This window comes from Dyadobacter psychrophilus (genome assembly GCF_900167945.1).
GTDB lineage: Bacteria > Bacteroidota > Bacteroidia > Cytophagales > Spirosomataceae > Dyadobacter > Dyadobacter psychrophilus.
This window is the reverse complement of record NZ_FUZA01000001.1, coordinates 125,407-141,409: the sequence shown is the minus strand read 5'-3', so window position 1 is coordinate 141,409 and position 16,003 is coordinate 125,407. Positions and strand designations below refer to the sequence as shown.

The window sequence follows — 16,003 nt, the reverse complement described above, 5'->3', positions numbered from 1 at the left end:
TCATCGAAATGGGAATCAAAACAGGACCTAAAAAAGTTGCCAAGTCGACCGACGAGCCAGACAAGCGGCAACGGGACAATAAGGAATCCCCAGGCAATACGCCTTCCTTAAAACCGCACAAGCATAAAAAAGGCGACTAGCTTTTTTACAGCTTGGCGAATATCGCAAGTAACTATAATTAGGCTAGGATCATTTCTAGCCTTTTGTTTGTCCTGGAAGCAGTTCTAGAAATGAATCAGTTTGTCACTTTATTTAGCGTGAATCGTGATGATCTCTTGCATCCGGGTGCTATAACGGGGAGAAAGTTTGTCCTGCTTCATTTTCCAACGCGTGTTCAAGTCCTGACTTGCTAGCAGCACCTTGTTTTGACCCATGGATTTATTAAGCTTATCGACTACCGCCATCAAGTGGCCGTGACGGGGATCCGTGTTTTCAAAGATCTGCTGCTGCTTGGCATTTGCAGGAGTCAGATCCATTACAATTACTCCTGCCTTTTTGTAGCCATAACCTTCTTTAAATATTTGTTTCAATGCACCCAATGCAAAATGGGCAAGTTCAATGGCAGAATTTGTCGGAAAAGGGAGGTCAATGGTTATTGATTTATTGTACTGCGGCTGATCGGGCCGGAAGGTATTTGTATGGACAAAAAGTTGCAAGACGTTACAGCAACTATCCTGCTCGCGAAGGCGCTCGCTACAAATTGAAGCGAATGTGATAACCCTTTCTTTCACATCTTCAAAAACGGTGAAGTTTTGATTGAAAGACCTGGTTACGGCAATGTTCTTTTTTAGTTGAGGCAATTCAAGATCGAGCGTCTTGATGCCTGCAAGCTCTTGTTGAAGCCTCAGGCCAAGAATGCTCATATTTTTCTTCACCCATTCTTCCGGTAGCAGAGTGAAGTCCAGGACTGTTTCTACGCCAATAGCTTTTAACCGCTTCTCGTGTTGGCGGCCAATTCCCCAAACGTCGCCGATTCGAAAAAATGCAATTGCTTTAAGAAGCTTATCTTGCGTGTCAATGACATGCACTCCCCCGGTTTTATCGGAAAACTTCTTGGCGATTTTGTTGGCCAACTTTGCAAGTGCCTTTGTCGGTGCCATGCCTACGCTGATCGGGATGCCAGTGCTTTGCGTCACTGTTTTCCGCATGTCCTCCCCAATCTTCCGGAGATCCCAATGCTTATTACCGTCGAAGCGAAGGAAAGCTTCATCGATGCTGTAAACTTCCATTGCAGGTGAGTAGCGGCCGAGGAGCGTCATCACCCGATTACTCATATCGCCGTAAAGGGCATAGTTACTACTGAAAACATGGATATCCTGTTCTTTGAACTTCTTTTCAAACAGGAATGCAGGAGCTCCCATCGTAATACCCAGCGCCTTTGCTTCATTTGATCTGGCAATGACACAACCATCATTGTTACTTAGCACAACCACAGGTTTTCCGTTCAATTCTGGCCGGAACATCCGTTCGCAGCTTGCATAAAAGTTGTTACAATCGACCAGAGCGAACATTTTAGAAGAATTTGATAACGCTTACAACAATTCCCCAAACCAAAAATTCGGTGTCCGCGGCGACCCAGATCGGTGCGTATTGATCGCTTTCGGCTACCAGCCAGCATCCACCTTCATCGTATCGTACCCTTTTTACCAGGAATTCGCCATTCAAAAAACAAACAGCAATGCAATTGTCTTTGCACGGAAGGCTTTTGTCGATTACCAGAATATCGCCGTCATCGATGTGGACATCACTCATACTGGTGCCCTTAACCCGCCCGTAAAAAGTACTTGCCGGATTTTTCACAATCTCCTTTTGCAGATCAATTTCCAGGTCGATGAAGTCGGCCGCAGGGGAAGGAAAACCAGCACTGATCGCTGGAATGAGTGCTGCGAGCCAGTTCTTGCTGGTAACCTGTCGATAAATACTTAATGATTGAACGCTGTAAATCTCCTCCATCACCTTTCACTTTTTACAAAGGTTGCACCAGCGAAGCAAGAAATCAAGATCTTTTATGGAATTATTCCACTATTGTGGATTTATTCCATTTTTATTATCTTTGATGATCTTTACGGTGTAAAGGTGGATCAATCCAATGTTTCTGACTTAAAATAATGAGGTTATGTGTTATCATGTGTCGAATGAAAGTGATGTTGAAACTTTGAAAGCTGAATTTAAACTGCCTGTTGACAAGCTCGAACAGTTCAAGAAGAGATACGATTTCAATGGCTTTGAAAAGCCGTTTCTGCCTGTAATGACCTCACCGAGATCACTTGATCTGTACAGGTGGCGACTCGTTCCACCGAATGTTACTGACGAAAAAGCTTTCAGGTTTAATACGTTGAATGCGACCCATTATGATTTGTTCAACCGAGACAAGATGTGGTGGAAGTATGCGAAGCATAATCGATGCCTGGTTCTTTGCACTGGATTTTTCGAGCCTCACTATCCCGATTTGAACAACAAGAAGAATTATGAATCCTGGTATATCAAACCATTGGAGAAGAAATTCTTTGCAATGGGCGCGATATATTCGACCTGGAAGGGAATGAACACTTTTGCCATTGTGACTCAGGACGCGAGTCCGTTGCTCGGTGCGATACATAATGATGGGAAGCGACAGCCACTGATATTGAAAGGAGATGCAGCACTGTCCTGGATGATTCCAGGCCTGAATGAAAATGAGATTATGGATTTGACTTATTTTCAGTATCCCGATGGCAAACTTTCGGCTTACAGAGTTATTGATGGAGTTTACAGCAACCAGATAGATACTAATTTGCCTCAGGTGTTGGATCCTTACGGGCAGCCGGTTCGAAGGGCTGCTTGATGCATATGTTGTATTGCCTATCCGTGTAGGAAGCTAATTGCATGAGTTCACCGCTTAACGCGAATCGCGTCATCGTTAAACTGGGCACTGCTCCATGAATCTTAGAGCTTGTCAATGAAGATACTATTTCTCCTCTTGGCCCTCTTCAATAGTGTTGAATATTTTATAACTTCTGTATAGATCGAACCATTAGGTCTTCCATCAAATCCGTTAACCTTCTCGGCAGGGCGAAATAGATAATCGAAATGGTATGAATGTTCGTAGCTACTTACACGTCCAAGCACATCTCTCGGTTCAATACTTTCGCCAATAAGATAGCCGTAGAATGTCATTATCTGAAAATATTCCTGTGTGTAGTTTCTTATTAAATTAGCATACAAATCGATCTGGGTCAAATGATCCGAGACATTGACTTCTGGGGATTTAAATTCCAGTATAATGCACTTACCCTCCTCAGGAAATAGGAGTACATCGGGTCTTTTAATCTTCCTATTTTCACCTAGTGAGAGTAGATATTTGTCTTCTTCAATGGTAAATTCGCTTTTGAATACCGGTTTTCCATTCACTTTCAATTTACTTAGTTGCCTTTCTGAACTTCCACTAAAATAAATGAAATCCTCATTTATTATCCATAAGTCGCTACTTTCCGGCTTATCCGATCCTTTCTGAAATAGAACATTATGAATTAGTGCTTCATCTAAGTTTCGACCATCAGAATTCTGGATTAGAAGTTTGCGATCAAGTATTTTTCCAAACAGGTCGAGAACCAATTTCCGCCTAGCAACATAGTGTGTTAGTTGAGTACGATTTTGCTGAGGAATAGCTCGGGTAAGTTCATTGACTTCTTCAAGAAATCGGTCTCTAAAATTAGGAGAATTAGGGTCAAGATTATCAAGTAGATCGACACGCTTCTTGATTTCGGCATCACGTCTAGCTATAAGCTTTGCATCGGCTCTATAAACTTTTTCTAAGATATCCTCGTCAGTGTCAGTCAGTTTAATCTTTACCTCCTTGATTGAGTTTGGGTCAAGCAAAAACATTTTTTGCAACTTCTCTACTTCTTCTAATTTTTGAGTAGACCTCTTTGCGATTTCCTCATACATTGCAAGAACTTTTTCATTCGCCTTTTCTCTTATATCGTCAAGAACAATTTCTTCTTCACCAAATAGCCAACTGACTTCGCTACTCTTACTCCTAAACTCTTCAATTGTGGGAATTTTTAGTGCCCCGCGATTATCCGAATCACGCTCATCAATATAACTGCCAGAAATGAGGAAAAGATACCGATTGCCGTCTATCTCATCATCCACAAGCATACTATCTAACTTAATTTCTTTTGCAATCTCACCTTTGCTGGTAAGCTTAAGACTATTTTTTTGCAGCCTTGACTTATCTATTTTAAAGCCTTTGATGTTAAGCTTTTCGGACTTTTGTATCCTTTCGATAGATTTCCCATCGTTGGACGATTTACAATAGTGGACAATTATATCGTCCTGCTTATCGATGGTGGGAATATCAGATGGCAAAATTTCACGCGATTCTAGCGTTTCAAGTTGCGAAAGCTTTTCAATAATTATTCTTGGCAGTGCATCTCGATTTTCGCAAAAAAATGGCAGATATCTATTGATGATGTTATCCTTCAACTCAGATATCGATAATTCGTTGTAAAATTTGCGATCCTTGTCGTTAAGAATTGAAGACAGCACTATTGTTGTAGTCGGTGATTTTGCATTGGTCTCAATTAAGCTATCATGCCTAATTATTGCATTATACCTTAAAAAAGCAGGGGATTTCGATAGCGTGAACTTTCGCTGTCTGAAGCCAGTACTAGATGATTTGTCTTCGAAGATGCTTGTGTATTCAGTTTTGTCGAAAAAATGCAAAAACTGAACACGTCCGGATCCCTTATTATTAAATCCCTTTCGAGTGTCATTTAGGTTGATCAAGCGCTCATATTCGTCATTATTAAAACCTATTCCCGAATCCTCAATAGAAATGGAATAAAATTCATAAGTATCGAAAAGACCTTTTGTATAGTGTAGTTTGATCTTTATTACGCCTTGCTCAGATTTAGTTGACAATAACCTTATTGCTTCTAATGAGTTCGTCAGGGCTTCATATAAAGGTTGCAATTTCTCATTTGATTTTGGAATTTTTGAAAGAGCTCCAACATAGTGAATTCCGTAACCCTGTATATAAGTGCTTTCTACCATATAATTGTGATTGTCAATAATTTTGTAAACTCAATTTTAGCATGGTAAATAATCCCGAATTGGCGGTATATAGCTTCGATGCATGTAAATTGTTTAAAGAAGCTTAATTCGATAAAATTAATACTCATAGCCTAACTATTTCAATTTGTCTTTTGAATAGCGTACAATGAACTGCTGGTAGTGTAATTTTGTCTCAACGAATTTGACTATCAACAAACTGCGCAATCCGCTCCCGACAAATCCGCTCCGTCAAATCCAACAACATGACCCGACTCCCCAAATACTCCAACTCCACCTTATCAATCTTGTAATTCCTGTTATACCTCGCATCGATATACGCCTTTTTAAGAAGCACAACAGCCGCTTTTCCTCCTCAGTCTTCATCGGAAAAACAGTAGCAAATTCTGCGTGCTGTTTAATAACTTGATTTCCAAGAATCTCAATGTCATGGATTCTTGGCTTGTAGTCTGTGAAAACAAGGAGTATTGCCGCATAGTATCTTTCCGTAGCTTGGTGAAGTAAAAAGGCCGCTTCCTTGTACCAGGTTTTTTCAATCTGGATATACGCAGTTTCCAAAAACCGGCTAGCTCCCTCAAACCAATGCTCAAATTCCTCAGTCGATTTCTCTACCCGTTGAGTCGGATTAAGATCTTTTGGCTGAGATAAGGTGAATTTTCCAGAATCGAAAAGCATGACACCTTCTTTCAGAATATCGACAAAGAAGTAGTAATTCCGCTCGATCTTGTCGTTTACAAAACCAACGCTGTGATATATGATGCTCGTTCTCGTGATTTCTTCATTGGCCATCAGCTCCTCTTCCAGCTCCCGCGATTTCTTGACTTGCTCCGCTGAATTTTTGTCTTTGGTGACAATCAGAATATCGAAGTCGCTTACATACTCGTATTTCTCCTGATAATCCTCGACCCAGTCACCACGCGCATAGCTGCCGAATAGAATGATCATTTCAGCCGCGACTTTGTCGAGTACAATTTGGGTTAGCGCTGTTAACTGGTCTTGTTTGTTTTTTGGTAGATGAGAGAGGGAGGTCTTCATTCGTGTGTGGAGGTTTTGAAATTTTGGTAAGATACAAAATTTCAAAAATCATTAATGGCGAACCCTAATGTTCAATTGCCATCATCCTCACTTTTCCATTTTCAAAAGTGTAGACGTGAAATAATAGTGTGTCGTTTAATACTTGACCGTCCATATCTTTTACGACTTGATGGACTTTGATCGCAATCCGACCATCCGGCTTCGCGTCAAATGACACCGGCTCGACCACAGGTTCAATCTCTTGCCATTGCCGTAACCAGTAAGCACGCACTTCCTCGTGCCCGGATACATATCCGCCCTCCCAGCCATTGGGCCAGCATACGTCCGTATGCAAATGTGCTAGTACTGAATCGATCTTGCGTGCATTGAAGTCCTGGTAAAGCTGACGGAGGAGAGTTTGATAATCCATAACATTGTTGGTTTAAGATCCCAAAACTACATCCTGTCTTACTTTTCCAATCTCGGTAATGGTTGAGATTTAGTCGCAATTATCGGCCACATTTGACGGTTCTAGCTATTTACCGTGTTACCTAAGTTATCCGCGTTAAGATAATTTTGTGTCATATGTAGTATTTGATGGCCTCGCCTTCAATTATTCTTCCTAAATCGCTTAGAAGGGTCAAAAATTTCTGCACTTCGCTCAAAGAAAGAGGATACTTTCTATCTATTAGATGGTTTAGGTCTGGCACTTTGGTCACGAAGTCTACGTCAACGACTCCCATATTGTGTTCGAAAATATGTCTTACCTGAAACATTTGTCTTAGAAATCGGTAATCAGAAACTTTTGTCTGTATGTCCAGGTCGAAATTTTGAGCCAACACCTTCTCCAATTCATCAATATTTTGAAATAGGTTTTTTGGCCTTGCGGGAAACTTATTAACCAATTTTTTCCTGAGTTCTTTACCAAGGCCATCGAATGACGATATCGCATTGCTCAAAATAAATTTAAGATTTGCTAGTTCTACATCTCTATCATTTTGAAATTGGCTAAACAAATCGATTTGTTTTTTGCAGACCTCCAGTGACTTCTCGAATACAGCAAAAGCATTTAGGTGTTTACAATCCGGACATCTTGAGAATACCCCGTATATCGCAAACTCAAGCTGACAATTGTTGCATGTTAGATGGGTTTCAAGCTCAGCTTCATCGTAATACTTTATTGGAAAAAAGGGTTTACTTCTTTTTGTTTTTATTTTCACCTGAAAGAGACTTCCTCTTGTCGATGTTTCTAACCTTTTTAAAGATTTTGCAAAATCGTCTAACAAAGGCTCGATCAACTTTTCATAAGCCACTTGTTTCCCGACACTTTGGGAATAATCGATTTGATCCTGTGTCCAAAACGTATTTTGGTCGCCCTCGTAGTCACAGTAAGGACAGTGGCAATACTGTGTAGGCAAGCCTGTCCCTGGCTTAATTTTGAAGTACTTTTTACATTCTAAGCATTCTCGACCAACAAAACCCTCATCGTCGGTCGGAATTGTTATCTGAAATGAATGTTTGCTCATATCGGCAGGAATTTACTGATCGCGGAAATCTGCAAGACACATTCCATATTTGTCAGCCAGTATCAACTCACATGAAGGAAGTTCTACCAATGTACAAAATTTGAAGCTCCCAGCATTGGATGGCATTTGCGCTAAAAGCCATCACCGGTCGCGCCACCCATCAGCATATATATTTGAGGACGGTTGAGAAAGCCAAGGAAATGGTGCGCAGCAATTCACTTGCTACGGGAAACGTGGCTTATACGTTGGGCTCTGAACGTCCAACGTCTTTCAACAAATTATTCAAACAGAATACCGGCATGTCACCCGCTGCTTTTCGTAAGTCGGTGAATTCGAAATAGAAACTAACCGTGGTTGATGTAAAGAGGCGATTGACATAAATCCCGACCTATTCACCGTGAATGAAGCAAATTTTACGATAAAACTCCTATCAAGCACCTTAAAATGTACTTTAACTCTAGGGCTGCAGAACCACAATCAAGGTCGTAAGTATGGGAAAAAAATGACGTTTGGTGAGATTGAAAGATTAATGCGGAAGCAGCTTTCGAAAGCGTCCGTAAACCCAGGTACCCGCTATTGCACTGAGTAGTGGTATTACAACCACTGTTGCTCCAAAGCCTATCTGCGCAAATAATGGGCCAGGGCAAGCGCCTGTCAAGCCCCAGCCTAACCCGAAGAGCAAGCCCCCATAAATTTGCCCTTTGTTAAATTCCTTTTTAACAAAGGTAATGTGTTCTCCATGTACCGTTCTTATTTTGAAGGCTTTGATCAGCCATACAGCGAATGCTCCCACCAGCACTGCGCTTCCAATGGTCCCGTACATATGAAATGACTGCATACGAAACATTTCCTGTATCCTGAACCAGCTGACCACTTCGGCTTTGACAAATACAATCCCAAACAAAATGCCAACAATCAGATATTTGATGTTGTAATACCACCGGTGACTTTGCTTACTTTCGTTGATGCACATGGCATCTGTCGCTCGAATTGCGTGTTCCTCTTCTATTCTGATTGTGTTTCTCATAGGATGAGCTGTAATACTAGAAAAAACTACTGTTGTCTGCCTAATGCAAATTTCCTCTCGGCGAATCGAATTTTTAATTTGGATTTTGGTGCAGCTATAAACTCAAGATCATCGGTAAAATCCAGTTGACCATGATAAATCCTCCAATCATAAAGGAGATTGTTGCGACTAACGAAGGCCACTGTAAAGTTGAAAGGCCCATGATAGCATGACCGCTCGTGCAGCCTCCGGCATAACGTGCCCCGAAGCCTACCAGAAAGCCACCGCCAACCATTATGATAAGGCCACGAACGGTAACGAGGTTTTCCCAGCTCACAATATCCACGGGTACTAGGGAAGAAAAGTCCGTTATACCATATACGGCAAGTTCTTGCAAAAGAGTTTCATCAACTTTTATTGTCGAAGGATTCCCAATAAAAACGGCAGCAAATATTCCTCCCAAAAAAATACCAAGCACAAAAACCAGGTTCCAGATCTCTTTTTTCCAGTCATATTGAAAAAAAGGTACCTTGGCGGGAAGACATGCTGCGCAAATATGACGCATGGATGATGAGATCCCAAAAGATTTGTTCCCTAAAATGAGCAGGGCAGGAACAGTAAACCCGATCAGTGGCCCTGCGATATACCAGGGCCACGGTTGTTTGATTAGTTCCAGCATAATGGCGCTTTATGTTTTAGATTTTTTGTTTAAGACTGTCCCAGGCACCGGCATTGTATGCGTCGATACCGGCAGATTTGAGTTTCTCGACAGCCATGCCGCTTCGGGATCCGCTACGGCAGCAGGTGATAACCGGTTTTCCCTTTTTGAGCAGCATGTCTGTTTTTGTACTGATTTGATCCAGGGGAATATTAATGCTTCCCTGAATATGTCCGCCGGCATATTCCTGCGGGGAGCGGACATCGACAACAATTGCACCTCGCTCAATCATAGCCTTGTAATCCGTGCTCTTTGCTGTGAATAATGAAGATAAGAGTCCCATAGGTTTATTTTTTATTTCTGGTGGAGATACTGAAAATCGTGTAGAGAGGGCAAAAATTCAGAAAGGACGTTATCAGCAATACGGCCCCGATCGCCATCAACGCCATCCCTAGAGTTCCAGATGTGATGCCTGTGAAGTATAACATGACAGCCGCAATGGCGAGTAACGCACGGATTATTTTGTCAGCAGATCCCATATTTGATTTCATAATGATGACATTTAAATGGTGAAAAATCTTGTCGGACATGGTAAATACTTTGATTTACAGCATAGTACTTGGGCAGACGTAATTGCTTATCTGAAAAAGGCCAGATTCTTTAATTGCTGTAAAGCCTCCTTGGACATCAATCAGATTATCGTAACCCCGGGCTTTGAGGATCGAATTAAAAATCATTGAACGGTACCCGCCCGCGCAGTGAACCAGATAGGTTTTGTCTTTACTGATTTCAGCCAGGTGGTCATTGAGGTAGTCTAATGGAATATTCTCAGCGCCGATTACATGCTCAGAGAAATGCTCGCTGGCTTTTCTTACATCCAGCACGGTTAAGTCATGGTTGCTTGTAAGTCGCCGTGCCATTTCGACCGCAGTAACGGACTCTATATGATCTACTTCTTTACCTGCTTTTTTCCACGCCTCGAAGCCGCCATTTAAATAGCCGATCGTATAATCATAACCGACACGGGCGAGCCGCGTTACCACTTCTTCTTCTCTGCCGTCATCAGCGATCACCAGTATTTGATGTTTGATATCGGGAATCATCGCACCGACCCACGGTGCGAAACTTCCGTCAATGCCGATGTTGATTGAATTGGGAATAAAGCCCCTGGCAAAAACCTGAGCTGCGCGCGTATCGAGCAAGATGGCGTCGGTTTCATTGGCTGCCGCTTCAAAAGCATCGGGATCAAGCCCATGATTTCCGCGCCGCAGCACTGTATCAATACTGTCGTATCCTTTGATATTCATCATGACGTTTTCAGGGAAATAGGCGGGCGGCGGCATCAATCCATCGGTAACCTCTTTCACAAATTCCTCCTCCGTCATGTCTGCACGCAAAGCGTAGTTGAATAGTTTCTGATTACCTAGTGTGTCGCTCGTTTCTTTACTCATATTTTTACCACAAGCACTGCCCGAACCATGTGCAGGATACACCATAATATCATCTGACAGCGGCAGGATCTTTGTCCGTAATGATGTGAATAAATGTCTGGCCAATTTATCCTGAGTGAGATCAGCCACGACTTTTTGTGCAAGGTCGGGACGGCCAACATCTCCGATAAACAACGTATCGCCGGTGAAAATGGCGATGTCTTTGCCAGTTGCATCGCTGAGTAGAAAACACGTGCTTTCCATTGTATGGCCGGGCGTGTGCAATACTTTAATTGTCACATCTCCGAGTCGCAGTACTTCGCCGTCATTTGCCACATGAGCTGTAAACCCGGGCCTGGCTGTTGGTCCAAATACGATCTGTGCCCCTGTTTTTTCAGCCAGGTCAATGTGGCCCGAGACAAAGTCGGCATGAAAGTGTGTTTCCAATACATATTTAATTTTCGCGCCGCTCTTCTCCGCACGCGTTATGTAGGGATCTACTTCTCGGAGCGGGTCTATCACGAGGGCCTCTCCATTGCTTTCAATATAGTAGGCACCTTGTGCAAGACACCCGGTATAAATTTGTTCAATTTTCATATGATTTTTATTTTGTTCTTGATGTGTACAAATTTCAGGAATCGGATCAGCGAAATCGGTGACATTTGTCACCCAACAATAAATCTTATATCAAAAGGAAAGACTTTGCTCAAAGGGCCGAGAACAGCTCTTTGGTAATAATGAAAACGCCCATCGCAAGAACAAACCAGCCAAAACCTTCTTTCAATTGATTGGATTTTATCCGTTTGCTGAGCCATGTGCCAAGCACAATCCCACTGATTGCCACCGTGGTCACTTTGGAAAGGAATAACCAGTCAATTGTAAAATGTCCGAGGTCTCCCAAAAAGCCGATCAGAGAGTTAAGTGCAATAATCAAAAGTGAAGTGCCGACAGCTTCGCGCATCGGCATACCCAGGAACAATACTAGCGTCGGGATCAACAGAAAGCCACCTCCTGCGCCCAAGAGGCCGGTAGTCAGACCAATTCCAATGCCGCTCAGCAGCAATCTGATGAGATTACCCTTCAAATTGCATGTAAGGCATCCCGGCTTTTTTGTTTTGTCCCTAATCATACCTACTGAAGCAGCCACCATCAGTATCGCAAAGAGGATCATGGTAAGCAAAGGCTCGGTAATCGTAAAATTGCCTAAGTGAAAAAGGCTGTTGGGGATCAAGGGTATCAGCAATTTTCTTGTCAGGAACACGGTCGTGATTGAGGTTAGTCCAAAAAGCGTGGCTGTTTTAACGTTGACCAGACCCTTGCGGTAGTTTGTAAACGCGCCAACCAGGCTGGTCGACCCCACGATAAAAAGCGAATAGGATGTGGAAACCAATGGGCTGATCCCGAACAGATATACCAATACCGGGACTGTCAGAATGGAGCCACCACCACCGATCAGGCTGAGCGATATGCCAATGAAGATCGAAGCCAGGTAAGCAAGTGTTTCCATGTAAATGTGCTTTTTCGAGCACAAATTTGACAGACCGAATTTTGCTGGTCAGTGATAAATGTCACATTTAAGAAGATGATTTGATTCTATATTTGAGTCTAAAATGAGGTAATATGAATGAGGAAATAGGGGAGTACCTGGATAAGGTTTTTCCAGCTTTTGAACCAGAATTAAAATCAAGGCTCGCACAGGAATCAACGCTGAAACTGATCCCGGCAGGGGAGGTGATCATGCGCACCGGGCAGTATTTTAAGTATACTTTATTGATTGCGAGGGGAAAAGTGAAGTTGTACCGGGAAGGCGACGATGGCGAGGAAGCTTACATTTATACCTTGCAAGCTGGGAATGCCTGTGCGCTTTCAATGATCTGCAACACCAGGCAGCAGACCAGCGAGATCACGGCCATTGCTCTGGAAGATACTACCGCCATCATGGTTCCCATCCAGCTCATGGATAATTTGATGCAGCAATACAAAAGCTGGTACTATTTTGTGATAGACAATTACCGGTCGAGATTTGAAGAGTTGCTGACGGTCTTGGACAGCGTAATTTTCAAAGGCATGGACCAGCGGCTTGAATTTTACCTGAAAAACCAGGTGAAAAGCCGCGGTACCAGAGAACTTGCCATGACCCATTCGGAGATAGCCAATGACCTGAATACATCCAGGGAGGTGGTTTCCAGGTTGCTGAAAAAAATGGAGCAGGATAAAAAGATACAGCTCTTTCGCAGCCACATTGCCTGGCTTTAAAAAGCATCGTAGTAGACATGTACAGATTGTACGGCCATTACTCACTGCAACATAATTTGGCACTCCCTAGTTTAGGGGAGTTAGGTTCGTCTATGATTAAGATCATATAGGGGATGCGCGCAAGTCATCATTAAAAGCTTGCATTGAAATTATTTTTGCGGCTTACCGATTTGAACTTAAACCTAGAAGGTAATGAAAGCTGAAAAACTCCAGAGAGTTGACGAGATCGTCACCGCACTTAACCGGAAATTGAAAATTGATGCAGAAACTCAGCAGACCAGAAAGCTGGAAAAGGAAATTAGAAAAATAGCCAAGAATCTGATAAACGACGTTAGCAAAGTCGAAGAAAACAAAATTAAAAAGGAGCTGAAGCTCTTCGATGAAGAATTGAAGCGGCAAAAACGGGAAATGAGGATCGCAGCTGCTACTAGGATATTGTCTGGCAAAATGCCTCTGGCCAGATGAGCCAGTGAAGTTAAGATCTGGAATGCTAAACGGACAAGATCAACCCTTCTCAATGTCTATGAAAAAAATCCTGGTTCTCACCGATCCTTCCGAAAACGCTCCTGACCTGACTCAGGCAGCGGCTAAACTTGCCAATGAGCTGCATTGTGACGTTCTTTTATTCTCTGTCTATCAGTCTATACCGATGACCACCTTTTATGGGGCCAGCCCATGGATTAACGGCAATGACGCATCTTGGCAGCAGGAAAGCAACGATAAGCTTAGTGTAATAGCATTTGAATTACGAGCATTCATTCTACTCTCTCTGCCTGGTGAGAGGTGGCGGCCAGAAGTTACGTTTCACTGCGAAGCAGGTGATTTGTCAGATAACCTAAAAAATGTCCTCGAAAGTGAGAATATTGAAATGATCGTGATGGGCGCCAGTAAACAGAGCGGTTTCAAGCACTTTTTATTTGGAAAGAATACCAATTTAGTGGTTTCAAATGCGACAAGACCAGTGCTCATACTTCCTGGTAAGTTTGAATTTAAAGACGTTCAAAAAGTGTTGTTCGCAACTGATTTCAGCGTTTCCGATCTGAAGGCAGTAAATCTTCTTGCTAAATACGCGGAAGCACTCCATTTTGACCTTGAACTCGTCCATGTTGAGGATATCGAAGACAAGCAAAGTGAAGAGAATGTATCCAAACAGGTTTTTTTAAATATGCTTGAAGATATTAACCATCCGAATTTGACCCATTTAGAAATTCATGGAAAGAATGTGGTTCAAAGTTTGAAGCGGTTATGTTCCAGGCAAGGGATTGACATGCTTGCTTTGTTACACCATCAAGATGCGTTATTAATAAGAATGCTTAAATCAAGCACAACAAAGAACATTCTTGACCAGCAAACCCTGCCCGTTATTGTGTTCCCTTCTAAGATGAAATAGTGAAACCATATCTGCCAATTCAGTCTTTTATTGGCTTCATAATGAACCCTTAATGATTAACAGAACGGCCGCACCTGTAATAGACCCTTCGCGAAGAGCGTTCAATGCAGTATTAGCCTTATTCAATGGGAAAAACGTTACCTGAGTTGTCACAGGCACCTGACCGAGCAATCCTATAAATTCCTTAGCATCATCTCTGGTCAGATTGCCTACAGACAATATCCTTCTTTCTTCCCATAAAATTTGATAGGGAAAGGATGGAATATCGCTCATATGGATTCCACCGCAAACAACAGTACCTCCTTTATCAACTGAATACTTAATTGGTAAATGTCGGATTGATTACGATATGTGCTTCGGATGCATCTACCCCCAAGTGGTAGTTATGTGGTGCGGCAATTAAAGTTTTTGTTGTTTCAATGTTGTGGAAGGCATAGAGCACATTACCGGTGAAATTTGTATAGACCGGCGTGTTAAGCGGCGGCAAATATTCGACTGAGATATGGGTAAGCAGCATCCGAAATAACTACTGCGGTCTGGCCCAGAGGCAGCAATTGAAGTTCTATCGGCACCTGCGGGTGAAGCGGCGGAAAGACGGTGGTAGAATAAAGTGAAGCAATCGTAGCTGGCTTGCCGGTTGGCTTGTCTAAAATGTAGCCTGAACTGGCCTGGACTGAGGCATTTGCAATGCGTTTTACGTGCAGTTTGATTTTGAAAGTGACGTCTATCGTATTGGGGTTCTGGCTGAAACGGTGCCAGGCGAATTGCATAGGCAGTACCACATCCGGATTTTGCGGGGTGATAGTAGCAAAAATGTCATTGATTGTTAATCCTTTGGCGAACTCTGCTTTTGCAATTTCAAACTCGCATGGATAGAAGCGAGGGGTTCCATCCAATCTTTCGCAATGCTTTTCCGGGTCTGGAATATCGTGGTCCGTACATGAAATCGCGAGAGCAATTGTTAAAACTGTAATGGATGGAAGTAGTTTAATCACTTGGTTGATCTTCATCTTATTTCATTGGTTAAACGGTGTAGATTTGCAAAAAGCAAGTAATTAGTGCGCCGTAACGGCAAATGCTCGTACTGCGATATCAAGATCAATCAGATTGTCTTCTGAAACTGCATCGATCCCATTGGTCATTACCCTTTTCCGTTCCGGGTTTTTTTCAAAAAAGGCAGCTATTCCTAGCATTAGGCGGTCGAATACTGTAAGTGCTCTTATGTCCAGTTTCCCAGGTAGAAAAAAGATTTGTTCTTCCTTCATAATCGTCTTAGGAATATTCTCCTTTAAAATTCTCTTCTGTTCCCTTTGGTCGGAATCCGGAGTTGCACAAGAAATAAAAATGAAGACTTTCTTGTGTTTTAGTACTTCCAGATGTTTGACAAGAAATGGGCTCAATAACATCTTACCATAGTAGACCGAACTTCCCAGAATGATATAATCAAAATCATTCAGGGTTTGACCAGCGACCAGGTCCGCGTCTAAGCATGGCAATTCTAAATCGTCGCTAAGCCACTGCGCATACTGCTTTGTTGCACCATACTTGCCTTTGTATACCACCGCTCCACTTTTCATGATTGTTCTTTTATTGAAAATTATTGGGTATCCTTTAAATAGCGGAAGGCGCACCAGTCTACAATATTGGAAAACCGGTGCGCCTTCTGGC

20 protein-coding genes are annotated in these 16,003 nt (G+C 42.5%); 6 read left to right on the top strand and 14 right to left on the bottom strand.

Features of this window, described 5'->3' with window-relative positions; genetic code table 11:
- Positions 1 to 8 precede the first annotated feature (8 nt).
- Positions 9 to 140 (top strand): hypothetical protein, encoded by a 132-nt coding sequence (locus B5X68_RS29345; RefSeq protein ID WP_255712325.1) that lies wholly within the window; start codon positions 9 to 11, stop codon positions 138 to 140.
- A 108-nt stretch (positions 141 to 248) separates the two neighbouring features.
- On the opposite strand, the gene B5X68_RS00690 is transcribed toward B5X68_RS29345, so the two are convergent.
- Positions 249 to 1,511 carry a Y-family DNA polymerase gene (locus B5X68_RS00690; protein WP_082212760.1) on the bottom strand — a complete coding sequence of 421 codons (1,263 nt, stop codon included), beginning with the start codon at positions 1,509 to 1,511 and terminating at the stop codon, positions 249 to 251.
- A gap of 1 nt (position 1,512) precedes the next feature.
- The gene (locus tag B5X68_RS00685; protein WP_082212759.1) at positions 1,513 to 1,953 is read right to left on the bottom strand and encodes a LexA family protein; all 441 of its coding nucleotides are present in this window, start codon (positions 1,951 to 1,953) and stop codon (positions 1,513 to 1,515) included.
- 163 nt (positions 1,954 to 2,116) lie between these two features.
- On the opposite strand from B5X68_RS00685, the gene B5X68_RS00680 reads away from it, so the two are divergent.
- The gene (locus tag B5X68_RS00680) at positions 2,117 to 2,824 is read left to right on the top strand and encodes an SOS response-associated peptidase (protein ID WP_082212758.1); all 708 of its coding nucleotides are present in this window, start codon (positions 2,117 to 2,119) and stop codon (positions 2,822 to 2,824) included.
- Between the two features lie 101 nt (positions 2,825 to 2,925).
- On the opposite strand, the gene B5X68_RS00675 is transcribed toward B5X68_RS00680, so the two are convergent.
- The 4 genes from B5X68_RS00675 to B5X68_RS00660 all read right to left on the bottom strand — a co-directional run bounded on the left by B5X68_RS00675 (position 2,926) and on the right by B5X68_RS00660 (position 7,595).
- A complete protein-coding gene (locus B5X68_RS00675; protein ID WP_082212757.1) occupies positions 2,926 to 5,037 on the bottom strand; it encodes an ATP-binding protein in 2,112 nt (703 codons plus the stop codon).
- Positions 5,038 to 5,286: 249 nt separating this feature from the next.
- Entirely contained in the window at positions 5,287 to 6,090 is an 804-nt protein-coding gene (locus B5X68_RS00670) for a HEPN domain-containing protein (protein WP_229208239.1), read from the bottom strand.
- A 64-nt stretch (positions 6,091 to 6,154) separates the two neighbouring features.
- Positions 6,155 to 6,499, bottom strand: coding sequence for a nuclear transport factor 2 family protein (locus B5X68_RS00665; RefSeq protein WP_082212756.1), 345 nt, complete (start codon positions 6,497 to 6,499; stop codon positions 6,155 to 6,157).
- 151 nt (positions 6,500 to 6,650) lie between these two features.
- The gene (locus B5X68_RS00660; protein ID WP_082212755.1) at positions 6,651 to 7,595 is read right to left on the bottom strand and encodes a hypothetical protein; all 945 of its coding nucleotides are present in this window, start codon (positions 7,593 to 7,595) and stop codon (positions 6,651 to 6,653) included.
- 119 nt (positions 7,596 to 7,714) lie between these two features.
- On the opposite strand from B5X68_RS00660, the gene B5X68_RS00655 reads away from it, so the two are divergent.
- Positions 7,715 to 7,936: a helix-turn-helix domain-containing protein gene (locus B5X68_RS00655; protein ID WP_082212754.1), complete on the top strand. Its 222-nt coding sequence runs from the start codon at positions 7,715 to 7,717 to the stop codon at positions 7,934 to 7,936.
- Between the two features lie 185 nt (positions 7,937 to 8,121).
- Here B5X68_RS00655 and B5X68_RS00650 read toward each other — a convergent pair whose 3' ends face one another.
- The 6 genes from B5X68_RS00650 to B5X68_RS00625 all read right to left on the bottom strand — a co-directional run bounded on the left by B5X68_RS00650 (position 8,122) and on the right by B5X68_RS00625 (position 12,196).
- Positions 8,122 to 8,568: a DUF6691 family protein gene (locus B5X68_RS00650; RefSeq protein WP_229208317.1), complete on the bottom strand. Its 447-nt coding sequence runs from the start codon at positions 8,566 to 8,568 to the stop codon at positions 8,122 to 8,124.
- 148 nt (positions 8,569 to 8,716) lie between these two features.
- Positions 8,717 to 9,280: a YeeE/YedE family protein gene (locus tag B5X68_RS00645; RefSeq protein WP_082212752.1), complete on the bottom strand. Its 564-nt coding sequence runs from the start codon at positions 9,278 to 9,280 to the stop codon at positions 8,717 to 8,719.
- A gap of 16 nt (positions 9,281 to 9,296) precedes the next feature.
- Positions 9,297 to 9,602: a rhodanese-like domain-containing protein gene (locus B5X68_RS00640; RefSeq protein ID WP_082212751.1), complete on the bottom strand. Its 306-nt coding sequence runs from the start codon at positions 9,600 to 9,602 to the stop codon at positions 9,297 to 9,299.
- Positions 9,603 to 9,606: 4 nt separating this feature from the next.
- Entirely contained in the window at positions 9,607 to 9,798 is a 192-nt protein-coding gene (locus B5X68_RS00635; protein ID WP_229208316.1) for a YgaP family membrane protein, read from the bottom strand.
- A gap of 66 nt (positions 9,799 to 9,864) precedes the next feature.
- Positions 9,865 to 11,286: an MBL fold metallo-hydrolase gene (locus tag B5X68_RS00630; protein ID WP_082213921.1), complete on the bottom strand. Its 1,422-nt coding sequence runs from the start codon at positions 11,284 to 11,286 to the stop codon at positions 9,865 to 9,867.
- A gap of 109 nt (positions 11,287 to 11,395) precedes the next feature.
- A complete protein-coding gene (locus B5X68_RS00625; protein ID WP_082212750.1) occupies positions 11,396 to 12,196 on the bottom strand; it encodes a sulfite exporter TauE/SafE family protein in 801 nt (266 codons plus the stop codon).
- Between the two features lie 113 nt (positions 12,197 to 12,309).
- Between B5X68_RS00625 and B5X68_RS00620 the strand changes: the two genes are divergently transcribed.
- The 3 genes from B5X68_RS00620 to B5X68_RS00610 all read left to right on the top strand — a co-directional run bounded on the left by B5X68_RS00620 (position 12,310) and on the right by B5X68_RS00610 (position 14,335).
- Positions 12,310 to 12,945, top strand: coding sequence for a Crp/Fnr family transcriptional regulator (locus tag B5X68_RS00620; RefSeq protein WP_082212749.1), 636 nt, complete (start codon positions 12,310 to 12,312; stop codon positions 12,943 to 12,945).
- A gap of 192 nt (positions 12,946 to 13,137) precedes the next feature.
- The gene (locus B5X68_RS00615) at positions 13,138 to 13,410 is read left to right on the top strand and encodes a hypothetical protein (RefSeq protein WP_082212748.1); all 273 of its coding nucleotides are present in this window, start codon (positions 13,138 to 13,140) and stop codon (positions 13,408 to 13,410) included.
- A gap of 58 nt (positions 13,411 to 13,468) precedes the next feature.
- Positions 13,469 to 14,335: a universal stress protein gene (locus B5X68_RS00610; protein ID WP_170916547.1), complete on the top strand. Its 867-nt coding sequence runs from the start codon at positions 13,469 to 13,471 to the stop codon at positions 14,333 to 14,335.
- A gap of 473 nt (positions 14,336 to 14,808) precedes the next feature.
- Here the strand turns inward: B5X68_RS00610 and B5X68_RS00600 are convergent, their stop codons facing one another.
- Together B5X68_RS00600 and B5X68_RS00595 are read right to left on the bottom strand one after the other, a co-directional pair.
- Entirely contained in the window at positions 14,809 to 15,345 is a 537-nt protein-coding gene (locus B5X68_RS00600) for a hypothetical protein (RefSeq protein WP_082212745.1), read from the bottom strand.
- 45 nt (positions 15,346 to 15,390) lie between these two features.
- Complete coding sequence (locus B5X68_RS00595; protein WP_082212744.1) at positions 15,391 to 15,912, bottom strand: flavodoxin domain-containing protein; 522 nt, start codon at positions 15,910 to 15,912, stop codon at positions 15,391 to 15,393.
- Positions 15,913 to 16,003 lie beyond the last annotated feature (91 nt).